Source organism: Comamonas faecalis (assembly GCF_039538025.1).
GTDB classification, from domain to species: Bacteria; Pseudomonadota; Gammaproteobacteria; order Burkholderiales; family Burkholderiaceae_C; genus Comamonas_C; species Comamonas_C faecalis.
This window is the reverse complement of sequence record NZ_BAABBP010000005.1, coordinates 15,834-28,329: the sequence shown is the minus strand read 5'-3', so window position 1 is coordinate 28,329 and position 12,496 is coordinate 15,834. Positions and strand designations below refer to the sequence as shown.

The following is a 12,496-nucleotide window of genomic DNA, read 5'->3' as shown; positions in this document are numbered from 1 at the left end:
ATGACGACCACCAACCTGCTGCAACGCCTGGGCATCGCGCTGCCCATCTTCCAGGCACCGATGACCGGCTCGGACACGCCGGCGCTGGCCGCTGCCGTCTCGGCCGCCGGGGGCCTGGGGCAGCTGGGCTGCGGCATGCGCAGCCCGCAGGCCATGCGTGATGCCGCCGCCGCGCTGCGTGCCGCCACCGACAAGCCGTTCGGCATGAATCTCTTCGTGCTCTCCACGCCCGCGCCAGACGACGCCACCGTGCAAGCGGCGCTGGCGCGGCTGGCGCCGCTGTACCAGTATTTCAATCTGCCGCTACAGCCACCCGCGCGCTGGTGCGAGGACTTCGACGCGCAGTTCCAGGCGCTGCTTGAGCTGCGCCCGGCGCTGGCCAGCTTCACCTTCGGCATCTTGAGCCGCGGCCAGGTCGCGCAGTTGCACGCCGCCGGCTGCCTGGTCATGGGCACTGCGACGACGGTGGCCGAGGCGCTGGCCTGGCAGGGCGTGGGCGCCGACGTCGTCTGCGCCAGCGGCGTCGAGGGCGGCGGCCACCGCGGCACCTTTCTGAGCGACTGGGAGGCCAGCCACATCGGCACGCTGGCGCTGGTGAGCGCCTGCGCCGACGCGCTCACCATCCCCGTCGTCGCGGCCGGCGCCATCATGGACGGGCGCGGCATTGCCGCGGTGCGGACGCTGGGCGCACAGGCCGCGCAGCTGGGCACGGCCTTTCTGGTCTGCCCGGAGTCGGCCATCGGCCCCGCCTACCGCGCCGCGCTGGCACGCGCCGGCGGCAGCGACACGCGGCTCACGCGCAGCTTCTCCGGGCGGTGGGCGCGCGGCATCGACAACGCCATGATGCGCACGCTGGCGCCGTTGCAGGACGCGATTCCCGCCTACCCCATCCAGAACGCGCTGATGGGCCCGGTGCGCCGCGCCGCCGCCCAGGCGGGCGACGCCGAGCACATCGCGCTGTGGGCCGGCCAGGGCGTGGGCGCGGCGCGCGCGCTTCCTGCCGCGCAGCTGGTGCAGGTGCTGGCACAGGAATGGCGCGCCGCACGCGCGGCCTGAAGACCGGGGCGCCAGGCCACGCGAGGGCGGCGCTGGCAGGCGGCGCCATCCGTTCGGGCTATTGGCAGCCACTTTTTGAAGCAACGTGTCACAATTTGCGACGTTCTTGTAACTTTTGTGGCGTCGCCGTGACTTCCTGCCCGCTCGCCATCGTCCTGCCCCCACCGTTGCCGGCCGCCATGCCCTGCGGCCGCGCTGCGAGCTGACACCGCCGCACCACGCCATGTTCGATCACTTATTCGTCTCCCACCTGGCCGCCGACCCCCTGCTGTGGCGGGAACACAACCCCTGGCTGGTGGCGCTGTCGCTGCTGGTGTCGGTGGGTGCGGCGGCGGTGGCGCTGCACATGGCGCAGTTGGCCGCCAGCGCCACGGCGGCGCGCACGCGCCAGATGGCACTGGGCTCTGGCGCGCTGGCGTTGGGCAGCGGCATCTGGACCATGCACTACATCGGCATGCTGGCCTTCTCGGTCTGCGGCCAGTCGGGCTTCAACCCGTGGATGACGCTGGCCTCGGTCATACCTGCCCTTGGCGCGTCGTGGGTGGCGCTGCAGTTGCTGGCGCGCCCGCAGGTGGGCGCTGCTCGGCTGCTCGGCTCGGGCCTGCTCGTGGGCGGGGGCATTGGCGCGATGCATTACCTGGGCATGGCCGCGTCCGACCTGGCGCCGCAGATGCGCTATGACCTGCGCGGCTTCGTGCTGTCCATCGTCGTGGCCGTGGCGCTGGCGGTACTGGCGCTGTGGATCCGCTACGGCCTGCGCAGCCTGCTGCGCCTGGGTGCAACCGCCAACACACTGCTGGCCGGCGCGGTGATGGGCCTGGCCATTGCCGGCATGCACTACACCGGCATGGCGGCGCTGCGCTTTGACACCGCGCTCGACGCGCTGCCGCGCACGGGCGGCACGGTGCCGGTGCAGACCACGGTGTCGCTGGCCATTGCCGTCGTCACCGTGGCGCTCACGCTGCTGCTTCTGGCCGTCAACGCCAGCCTGCGCGCGCGCCGCCTGCTCGACCAGGTGCAGCGCAGCGAGTCGCTGCAGCGCGCGATGCGCGACACCGCGGTCGACGCCATCATCACCATCGACGGCAAGGGCGTGGTGCAGTCGGCCAACCCGGCCACCGAGCGCCTTTTCGGCCGCCCGGCGGCGCGCATCGTCGGGCGCAGCATCACGCGCCTGATTCCCGGCCCTGGCCACTTGCAGCACGACGCCGAGCTGTACCACCTGCTGACCACCGGCCAATCGCCCGCGCTCGGCCAGGGGCGCCAGACCAGCGGCCTGCACAAGAGCGGCGCCGTCGTGCCGCTGCGCATGGCCATCAGCGGCGTGGACCGGCCGGGCGCGCCACTGTTCATGTGCTTCATCACCGACCTGTCGCACTACAAGGCGCTGGAGGCCGAGCGCGAGCGCGGCGAGCAGATGCTGCGCTCGCTGGTCTCCAACCTGCCGGGCATTGCGTTTCGCTGCGGCACCGAGCCGCCCTGGCCCATGGCCTTCATCAGCGATACCGCGCGCCAGATCACGGGCTGGAATGCCGCCGACTTCCTGGAAGGCCGGGTGAACTTCGGCGAGCTGATCCACACCGAGGACGCCTCGCAGATCGAGCCCGAGATCGACTACGCGCTCAAGCACGGCCTGCCCTACCACGTCGAGTACCGTATCACCACGCGCGACGGGCGCACGCGCTGGATGTCCGAATACGGGCGCGGCGCGCCGGCCGAGGACGGCCGCGTGCGCTGGCTCGACGGCGTGATCCTGGACATCACACAGTCGAAGGAGCGCAACGCCGAATTCGCCGGCACGCTGGCCGCGCTCGATCGCTCGCAGGCCATGGCCGAATTCAACCTGCAGGGCCACCTGGTGCATGCCAACGCCAACTTCCTGGCGATGATGGGCTACACGCTGGACGACGTGATCGGCCGCCATCACAGCTTTTTCTGTCAGCCGCAGACGGCCGCGAGCGCCGCATACCGGGCGTTCTGGAAGGCGCTCGCTGACGGCCAGGTGCAGTCGGACGAATACCTGCGCCTGGGCCGGGACGGGCGCGAGATCTGGCTGCTGGCCACCTACAACCCCATTTTTGGCGCCGACGGCAAGGTCATCAAGATCGTCGAGCTGGCCTCCGACCTGAGCCAGCGCCGCGCGATGGAGCAGCAGCTGCGCCACGCCAAGGACGACGCCGAGAAGGCGGCCGCCGCGCGCGCGAGCTTTCTGGCCAACATGAGCCACGAGATCCGCACGCCGATGAACGCCATCATCGGCTTCTCGGAGGCGCTGGCCGACTCGCCGCTGGAGGCCGCGCAGCGGCGCCAGATCACGCTGGTGCAGCGCGCCGGCCAGACGCTGCTGCGCCTGCTCAACGACATCCTGGACACGGCCAAGCTCGACCGCGGCGCCATGGAGCTGGAGGAGCGCGACTTCTCGCTGCGCGAGCTGTGCCAGCAGGTGCTCGACTCGATGCAGGTTGGCGCCACCCAGAAGAAACTTGCGCTGGTGCTGGACTATCCCGAAAGCGTGCCCAGCTTCATGCGCGGTGACGCGCTGCGCGTGCAGCAAATCCTGGTCAACCTGGTGAGCAACGCGATCAAGTTCACCGAGCGCGGCCAGGTGCAGCTGCGCGTGGCCTACGCCGACGGCCAGCTGCTGCTGCAGGTGCGCGACACCGGCATCGGCATGGACGCGGCGCAGCTGGCGCGCATCTTCGAGCCGTTCACCCAGGCCGATGCATCGACCACGCGCCGCTTCGGCGGCACCGGACTGGGCACGACCATCGCACGCCAGCTCGCCGAGCTGATGCGCGGGCGCATCGAAGCACAGAGCACCCCGGGCCAGGGCAGCACCTTCAGCGTGCACCTGCCGCTGCCCGTCGGCAGTGCGCCGGCGCCCGGCGTCCAGCCCGCGGCCGCGATGCTGGCGCCGCTGCGCATCCTGGCCGTCGACGACATGGAGCACAACCTGGAGCTGCTGCAGGTCACGCTCTCACGCGCCGGCCATCGCCTGGTGCTGGCGCGCGGCGGCGAGGCGGCGGTGCAGCAATCCCAGGCGCAGGCCTTCGACCTGGTGCTGATGGACTTGCAGATGCCCGACGTCGACGGCTGCGAGGCCACGCGCCGCATCCGCGCCGACGAGCAGGCCAGCGGCCGCGCCAGCGTGCCCATCATCGCGCTGTCGGCCAGTGTGCTGGCCGAGGATCAGCGCCGCGCGCTGGCCGCGGGTATGAACGGCTTTGCCAACAAGCCGCTGGACCTGGCGCAGCTCAACACCGAAATCGCCCGCGTGCTGGGCCTGCCGGGCGGTGCCACATCCGCGCCGGATCCAGCTGCCGCGCCACCGGCGGCGCCCCCGCCGCCCCAGGCGCGCAGCGCCCCGGCCATCGACTGGGCGCGCGGCACCGCGCTGTGGGGCAGCCAGGGCCGGCTGCACGACACCATTGCGCGCTGGACGGGCGAGAACGTCACGCTGATCTCGCGCCTGCGCACGCTGCACGCCCAGGGCCAGAGCGAGCCACTCGCCGCGCTGGCGCACAAGAGCGCCGGCGTAGCCGGCAACATGGCGCTGCCCACACTGCACGCGCTGCTGCAGCGCATCGACCTGGGCGCGCGCGAGGGTGATTCGCCAGCCGTGGCCACGGCGCTGCAGGCCCTGCCCGCCGCCTGGAGCGCAGTGGCGCTGGCGCTGCAGGTGCACGCGCGCAAAACAGCGGGCGCGCCCGTGGCCAGCGCAGTGCGCCGGCGCCTGGACGGCCCACGGCGCGCGCGCGCGCTGCAGGCCATGGCCCACGCGCGCCAGACCCTGGCACAGGGCGAGCTGCCCGACACCGCCATGGGCCAGCTCGACACGCTGCTGCCGCCCGAAACGCTGGCGCCGCTGCGCGCGACGCTGGAGGAATTCGCCTTTGACCGCGCCCTGCAGCAGCTCGACGCGCTGCAGGCGCAAATCGACCTGTCCGCCCCATGAGCACCGCCCTGCAAGACCTGCGCCCGCGCCTGCTGCTGGTCGATGATGAGCCGCTGAACCTGCAGGTGCTGCGCCAGGTGCTGCAGCAGCAGTGGCGCCTGCTGTTCGCCACCGACGGAGAGCGTGCGCTGCAGCTGGCGCGCCAGGAAAAGCCCGACCTGATCCTGCTGGACGTGATGATGCCCGGCATGGACGGCTACGCCGTCTGCACCGCGCTCAAGGCCGACGCGCAGACCGCCGCCATCCCGGTGATCTTCGTCACCGCGCTGTCGGACACCCAGGACGAGACGCGCGGCTTCGACGTGGGCGGAGTGGACTACATCACCAAGCCCATCAGCGCGCCGGTGGTGCGCGCGCGTGTGCGCACCCATTTGTCGCTGGTGCGCGTCGACGAGCTGGTCGAGACGCGCCTGCAGATCGTGCAGCGCCTGGGGCGCGCCGCCGAGTTCAAGGACGACGAGACCGGCATGCACGTCATTCGCATGAGCCATTTCGCGCGCCTGCTGGCGCTGGCGGCTGGCAGCGGCGACGACTGGGCCGACGACCTGTTTCACGCCGCGCCGATGCACGACGTGGGCAAGATCGGCATCCCCGACGCCATCCTGCAAAAGCCGGGCAAACTCACTCCCGACGAGTGGGCCACCATGCAGCGCCACCCGGTGATCGGCGCCCAGATCATCGGCGAGCATGCCGCCGGCATGCTGAAAATGGCGCACACCGTCGCGCTGGGCCACCACGAGAAATGGAACGGCCAGGGCTACCCTGCCGGCCTGGCCGGCACCGCCATCGCGCTGGAGGCGCGCATCGTCGCCCTGGCCGACGTGTTCGACGCGCTCACCAGCGTGCGCCCCTACAAGCGTGCCTGGGATCCGCAGGAGGCGATGAACTACATCGCCAGCGAGGCTGGCCAGCACTTCGACCCGGAGCTGGTGGCGCACTTCGTGCCGCTGCTGCCGCAGTTGCTGGAAATCCGCCAGCGCTGGGCGGATTGACGCCCGCTGCCCGCAGTGGGCAGCGATTCGCCGATCGGGCGCGGGAATCTCAAGTCAGCCGATCCAGAAATCCGGCCATCGCCACATTGACCGGCTCCGGATGCGTCAGGTTGGCCGCGTGCCCGGCGCCAGGCACGACCACCATCTCGGCCCGGGGCAGCGCGTCGGCCATGGCCTGGGCGCGGTCGAGCGTGATGGCGGCGTCCTGCGCGCCGTGGATGACCAGCGCCGGCGCGGCGATGCGCGCCACGTCCTGGCTGATATCGTCGCGCGCGCCCAGCGTGGTGAAGCAGGCCATCAGGTCGCCCGGCTGCATGCGCTTCCACTTGGCGTGCCAGGCCGGCGCACCCGGCCAGCCCTGGCCCAGGATGATGTGCTCTATGGTCTGCGCCATCGCGTCCGACAGCCCGTGCTGCAGCCATTGCTGCACCAGCGCCTCATGGCCCGCCATCTTGGCCGGGTCTTCCGTCATGGCCTGGGTGTCGATCAGCACCAGAGCGCGCACCGCGTCCGGGTGGCGCAGCGCGGCGCGCAGCGACAGATAGCCGCCTTGCGACATGCCGACGAACACCGCGCGCTCGACGCCCAGGTGGCGCAGCAGCGCCACCGCGTCGTCGGCCGAGTCGTAATAGGTAAATGGTGTGCACTGGCCGCTGGCAGTCCGGCCGTGGCCGCGCTCGTCCCAGCTGATGCAGCGCCAGCGCCCGGCAAGCGCCTGCACCTGCGGCGCAAACATGCTCCCGTCCATCAGCAGGCCGTGCGAGAACAGCAGCACCGGGCCGCTGCCGCCGGTGTCTTCGTAGTGGATGCGTTGGCCGTTGATGTCTGCAAAAGGCATGGTGTCTCCTGGAAGATGGAAGTCGATCCGTTCGCGCCATTGCGCACCGCATGCAGCCGCCTGTCCGCCCATCCATCAGCGCGGCAATCGCCCGAAAGTGTCAACGAGTTGATACACAAAACAGCGATATGCACGCTGCATCAACATGCTCCACGCCCGGCTGTCGGTACGCAACAACTTGCGTGACAGCCCTTTCGGACTAATCACATCACCGTCGCCCCAGGCGCCGCACGATGAACGACTGTCAAATCGTTTGACGCCGTCGAAAATCCCGGGAAAATCCTTAGGCCTTGCGCAAGCTGCAAAATTGCAACCAAATACTGCCATGCGCATCCAAGAGTTCACCTTTGCGCCCAGTCCGGAGCCGTCGTCATGAAGAAGAAATTTATCGCCACCTGCATCGCCTCGCTGGGTTGCGCCGTCGTTGCCGGCTCGGCCTGGGCGCAGGGCGCAGCCGGCACCGCGCCTGCGTCCATGCCCACAGGCGGTGCCAGCAACCTGGCCACGCTGGTCAACCACGCGCTCAACACCCACCCCGAGGTACAGGCGCGCTTTCATGACTTCGTCTCCTCGCTGGAAGACCAGAACATCGCGACCGGCGGCCTGCGCCCGCAGGCCAACGCCCAGGCCTGGTACGGCCACGAGTGGCGCAGCCAGACAAGCCCATCGCCCTCGTTCGACTGGCGCCGCCCGGGCTGGGAGCTGTCGCTCACGCAACTGCTGTACGACGGCAGCGCCACCTTCAACGAGATCGACCGCTTCGGCTTCGAGAAGCTCTCACGCTACTACGACCTGCGCGCCACCTCCAACGCGCTGGCCGACCAGGTGACCGAGGCCTATCTGGACGTGCAGCGCTACCGCCAGATGCGCCTGCTCGCCCAGGACAACTACCAGGTGCACCAAGATACTCTGGGCCATCTGCGCGAGCGCCAGCAGTCGGGTGTGGGCCGCGGCGTCGACCTGGAGCAGGCCAACGGCCGCCTGGCGCTGGCGCAGGTCAACCTGATGACCGAGAGCAACAACCTCAACGACGTCACCCAGCGCTTTCACCGCGTGGTCGGCCAGTACCCGGCGGCCACGCTCGACCCGGTGCCGCCGCTGCAAGACGGCCTGCTGCCCACGCCGGGCACGACGCATGATTTCGAGGCGCAGCTGCGCGGCAGCCCCACGCTGCTGTCCAAGCAGGCGCTGGTGCAGGCGGCCGAGGCGGCCCAGGAGCGCGCCACCGCGCTGCACAAGCCGACCGTGGAGCTGCGCCTGGCCACCGGGCGCGACCGCGAGAAGACCTTCTCGATGGGCCCGACCAGCAACTACCAGAGCACCAGCCTGCAGGTGCTGATGAACTACAACCTGTACCGCGGCGGTGCCGACGAGGCGCGCATCCGCCAGACGATTGCCCAGCACTACGCCGCGCAGGACGTGCGCGACTACACCTGCCGCAATGCGCAGCAGGATCTGTCGGTGGCGTGGAACAACATCGTTCGCTTGCGCGAGCAGCTGCCCTTCCTGCGCGAGCACGAACTGGCCACTTCCAAGGTGCGCACCGCGTTCATGCAGCAGTTCCAGATCGGCCAGCGCACGCTGCTGGACTTGCTGGACACCGAGAACGAGCTGTTCGAGGCGCGCCGCGCACTGGTCAACGCCGAATACGACCTGCGTAAATACGAGTTCCAGTGGCTCACCCAGGCCAACCTGGTGATGCCGGCGCTGGGCCTGGCCAAGTCGCCGCATGAGGACGCGCTGCCTGAAGAGCAGAACGCGCTGGCGCTGCCCGACGAGGTGCTGCAGGCGTGCAAGACGCCGCTGCCCGACACCAGCAACCTGGCGCCGGTGGCCGCCCGCTGAGCGCGCCAGCGCGATGGATGAGCCGCAGCCCGCACCGGCCGCCAGCGACGACGCCCAGGCGTCGCGCGCGCAGCTGACGCGGCTCGATGCCGACTTCATCCGTGTTCTCGAAGACCTGATCGACGCGCTGCTGGCCAACGGTACGCTGCGCCTGACCGACCTGCCCGCGCAGGCGCTGGACAAGCTGGCGCAGCGGCGCAAGACCCGCGAGCGCCTGCGCGACGCGCTCGACCTGATCGGCGACGACGAGCCCCTGCTCTGACCGGCGCTCCCGCTAGCGCACAATTCGTTTCATGTCTGCCACGCCCTTTGCCGCCTCCGTCGACACTTCCGCCGACGCCGACTGGCGCATCCCTTCTCACCTGACGCACGACGATCCGCTGCTGGGCTGCCTGGTCGAGCTCACGCGCCTGCATGGCACGCCGGCCACCGCCCAGGCGCTGAGCAACGGCCTGCCGCTGGTCAACCAGCGGCTGACGCCGGCGCTGTTGGCACGTGCCGCCGCCCGCGCGCACATGGGCACGCGCAACGTGCGCCGCCCGCTGGCCGGCGTACCCGCCGCGCTGCTGCCGGCCATTGCGCTGCTCAAGGGCCAGCGCGCCTGCCTGCTGCTGGAAGACCGCGGCGACGCGGGCTGGCTGGTGCACTACCCCGAGTCGGCCAGCCCCACGCTGGTGCCGCGCGAGACGCTGGAGCAGTCCTACGCCGGCACGCTGTGCTTCGTACGCCCCGAATTTCGCTTCGAGCGCCGCGCCGGGCACGACAGCCAGGCGCCGCGCCACGAGCATTGGTTCTGGGCGGCCATCCTGGCCAACCGGCGGCTGTACCGCGACGCCATGGTCGCCGCGGTGCTGATCAACCTGTTCGCGCTGGCCATTCCGCTGTTCAACATGAACGTGTACGACCGCGTCGTGCCCAACAACGCCATCGACACGCTGTGGGTGCTGGCCATCGGCATCGCGCTGGTGCTGGTGTTCAACCTGGTGCTGACCACGGCGCGCGCCTACGTGGTCGACGTGGCCAGCAAGCGCGTGGACGTGCAGCTGTCGGCGCGGATCATGGAGCGTGTGCTCGACCTGCGCATGGAGGCGCGCCCGGCCTCGGTCGGCTCGTTCGCGTCCAACCTGCGCTCGTTCGAGTCGGTGCGCGACTTCATCGCCTCGGCCAGCCTGACCACCATGGTCGACCTGCCCTTCGTGCTGATGTTTCTGCTGGTGCTGGCCTGGATCTCGCCGTGGATGCTGATTCCGCCGGTCATCGCCATCGCGCTGGCGCTGGCGCTGTCCTACTTCGCCCAGGCGCGCATGGAGGAGCTCACGCTCAAGACCTTCAAGGCCTCGTCGCAGCGCAATGCGCTGCTGGTCGAGTCGCTCACCAACCTGGAAGCGGTCAAGACGCTCAACGCCCAAAGCGACGTGCAGCGCAAGTGGGAGCGCTCGACCGAATACCTGGCGCGCATCGGCGCGCAGCTCAAGCTGATCTCGGCGTCCACCGTCGGCTCGGTCGTCGCGCTGCAGCAAATCGTGTCCATCTCGGTCATCATCATCGGCGTCTACCAGGTGCAGGAGGCGGCGATGTCCATGGGCGGCATCATCGCCGCGTCGATGATTGCCAGCCGCTGTCTGGCGCCGCTGTCGCAGGTGGCCGGGCTGATGATGCAGTTTCACCACGCGCGCGTGTCGCTGGAGTCGATAGACCATTACATGCGCATGCCCGTCGAGCACGAGCGCAGCCAGGAATACGTAGCGCGCCCGCGCCTGCAGGGGGCGCTGGAGTTTCGCGGCGTGCACTTCAGCTATCCCGAAAGCGGCCAGGAAAGCCTCGCTGGCCTGAACTTCCGCCTGGCACCGGGCGAGAAGGTCGGCATCATCGGGCGCATCGGCTCGGGCAAGACGACACTGCAAAAGCTGGCGCTGGGCCTGTACCAGCCCACGCAGGGCGCGGTGCTGGTTGACGGCATCGATCTGCGCCAGGTCGACCCCATCGACCTGCGCCGTGCAATGGGCCACGTGGCGCAGGACGCCATGCTGTTCTACGGCAGCCTCAAGCACAACCTGCTGGCCGGTGCGCCCCACGCCAGCGAGGCCGACATGCTGCACGCCGCACGCATTGCCGGCGTGGACGAATTCGCCGCCCGCCATCCCCAGGGCTACGACATGGCGATCGGCGAGCGCGGCGAGTCGCTGTCGGGCGGCCAGCGCCAATCGATCGCCGTGGCGCGCGCGCTGATCAACGACCCGCCCATCCTGCTGCTGGACGAACCCAGCAGCAACCTGGACAACCAAAGCGAGCTGCAGCTGCGCCAGCGCCTGCGCCAGGCCTGCACCGACAAGACGGTGCTGCTGGTCACGCACCGCACCGCGATGCTGGAGCTGGTCGACCGCCTGATCGTGCTCGACGGCGGGAAAATGGTCGCCGACGGGCCCAAGGAGCAGGTCATCGAAGCGCTGCGCCAGGGCCGCATCGGCCGCGCCGGAGGCCATTGATGGCACGCTGGAAACTGCCCGAATTCACCCCCGACCTGCACTGGGCGCGTGGCAACGAAGGCGCGCACGGCTCGCGCGTGCTGGTCTGGGCCAGCGTGCTGGCGGTGCTGGTGCTGCTGCTGTGGGCAAGCCTCGGGCAGATCGACGAGGTGGTGCGCGGCATGGGCAAGGTCGTGCCGTCGCAGCAGGTGCAGGTGGTGCAGAGCCTGGACGGCGGCGTGGTGCAGGACATTCTGGTGCGCCCGGGCGAGCAGGTGCAAAAAGGCCAGGTGCTGCTGCGCATCGACCCCACGCGCTACAGCGCGTCGCTGGGCGAGAACCGCGCCGAGCGCGGCGCGCTGCGCGCCAAGGCCGCGCGGCTGCAGGCGCTGGCCAGCGGCGACCCTTTTGCCGCGCCCGCCGACCTGGAGCGCGAGGCGCCCGAGCTCGTCGCGATGGAGCGGCGCATGTGGCAGGCGCGCAGCCAGGAGATGGCCACCACGATCAACATCGCCCGCGACCAGCTGCGCCAGCGCCAGCAGGAGCTGTCGGAGACGCGCGCCAACCGCGACCGCGCCAACGACAGCTGCCAGCTCACCTCGCAGGAGCTCACCGTGACCCGGCCTCTGCTCAAGAGCGGCGCGGTCTCCGAGGTCGACCTGCTGCGCCTGCAGCGCGACGTGTCGCGCTTTTGCGGTGAGGCCAAGGCCGCCGGCGCGCAGATCGGCCGCATCCAGGCGTCCATCCAGGAGGCCGAACGCAAGATCCGCGAGACCGAGCTGAACGCGCGCAACCAGGCGGGCGTGGAGCTGTCGGACACCCGCGCAAAACTCGCCACGCTGGAGCAGGGCCAGCTTGCGCTGGCCGACCGCGTCAAGCTGGCCGAGGTGCGCTCGCCGGTGCGCGGCACCATCAACACGCTGATGGCCAACACCGTCGGCGGCGTGGTGCAGCCGGGCAAGGAGATTCTGGACATCGTCCCCACCGACGACACGCTGCTGCTGGAGGTGCAGGTCAGCCCGCGCGACATCGGCTTTCTGCACTTCGGCCAGGAAGCACAGGTCAAGTTCACCGCCTACGACTTCGTCGTCTACGGCGGCCTCAAGGGCCATGTCGAGCAGATCGGCGCCAACACCGTCACCGACGAGCGCGGCAACGCCTTCTACATCGTCAAGGTGCGCACGCAGGAGGCGCACGTGGGCGACGACAGCCGCCCCATCATGCCCGGCATGCAGGCCGAGGTGCATGTCCTGACCGGCAAGCGCTCGCTGATGCACTACCTGCTCAAACCCATCCTGCGCGCCAAGTCCAACGCGCTGCGCGAGCGCTGAACCACAAATGGAGC

Annotated in this window: 8 protein-coding genes; 7 read left to right on the top strand and 1 reads right to left on the bottom strand. The window is 70.0% G+C overall.

Translation table 11 applies throughout. The annotated features are described in order from the left end of the window. The 3 genes from ABD767_RS04105 to ABD767_RS04095 all read left to right on the top strand — a co-directional run bounded on the left by ABD767_RS04105 (position 1) and on the right by ABD767_RS04095 (position 6,003). The gene (locus ABD767_RS04105; protein ID WP_103044342.1) at positions 1 to 1,056 is read left to right on the top strand and encodes a nitronate monooxygenase; all 1,056 of its coding nucleotides are present in this window, start codon (positions 1 to 3) and stop codon (positions 1,054 to 1,056) included. Positions 1,057 to 1,279: 223 nt separating this feature from the next. Next, the gene (locus tag ABD767_RS04100) at positions 1,280 to 5,011 is read left to right on the top strand and encodes an MHYT domain-containing protein (RefSeq protein ID WP_103044315.1); all 3,732 of its coding nucleotides are present in this window, start codon (positions 1,280 to 1,282) and stop codon (positions 5,009 to 5,011) included. Next, positions 5,008 to 6,003 carry an HD domain-containing phosphohydrolase gene (locus ABD767_RS04095; RefSeq protein WP_103044314.1) on the top strand — a complete coding sequence of 332 codons (996 nt, stop codon included), beginning with the start codon at positions 5,008 to 5,010 and terminating at the stop codon, positions 6,001 to 6,003. The genes ABD767_RS04100 and ABD767_RS04095 overlap by 4 nt, the downstream gene beginning before the upstream one ends. Before the next feature lie 49 nt (positions 6,004 to 6,052). Here ABD767_RS04095 and ABD767_RS04090 read toward each other — a convergent pair whose 3' ends face one another. Next, entirely contained in the window at positions 6,053 to 6,841 is a 789-nt protein-coding gene (locus tag ABD767_RS04090; protein WP_103044313.1) for an alpha/beta fold hydrolase, read from the bottom strand. A gap of 372 nt (positions 6,842 to 7,213) precedes the next feature. Here ABD767_RS04090 and ABD767_RS04085 point away from each other — a divergent pair, with 372 nt between their 5' ends. The 4 genes from ABD767_RS04085 to ABD767_RS04070 are packed head-to-tail and all read left to right on the top strand — an operon-like array spanning position 7,214 to position 12,482. Continuing rightward, positions 7,214 to 8,686, top strand: coding sequence for a TolC family outer membrane protein (locus ABD767_RS04085; protein ID WP_103044312.1), 1,473 nt, complete (start codon positions 7,214 to 7,216; stop codon positions 8,684 to 8,686). 13 nt (positions 8,687 to 8,699) lie between these two features. Continuing rightward, positions 8,700 to 8,948 carry a hypothetical protein gene (locus ABD767_RS04080; protein ID WP_103044311.1) on the top strand — a complete coding sequence of 83 codons (249 nt, stop codon included), beginning with the start codon at positions 8,700 to 8,702 and terminating at the stop codon, positions 8,946 to 8,948. Positions 8,949 to 8,979: 31 nt separating this feature from the next. Next, positions 8,980 to 11,172 (top strand): type I secretion system permease/ATPase, encoded by a 2,193-nt coding sequence (locus ABD767_RS04075; RefSeq protein ID WP_103044310.1) that lies wholly within the window; start codon positions 8,980 to 8,982, stop codon positions 11,170 to 11,172. Then, positions 11,172 to 12,482: an HlyD family type I secretion periplasmic adaptor subunit gene (locus tag ABD767_RS04070; protein ID WP_103044309.1), complete on the top strand. Its 1,311-nt coding sequence runs from the start codon at positions 11,172 to 11,174 to the stop codon at positions 12,480 to 12,482. The genes ABD767_RS04075 and ABD767_RS04070 overlap by 1 nt, the downstream gene beginning before the upstream one ends. Positions 12,483 to 12,496: the final 14 nt, after the last annotated feature.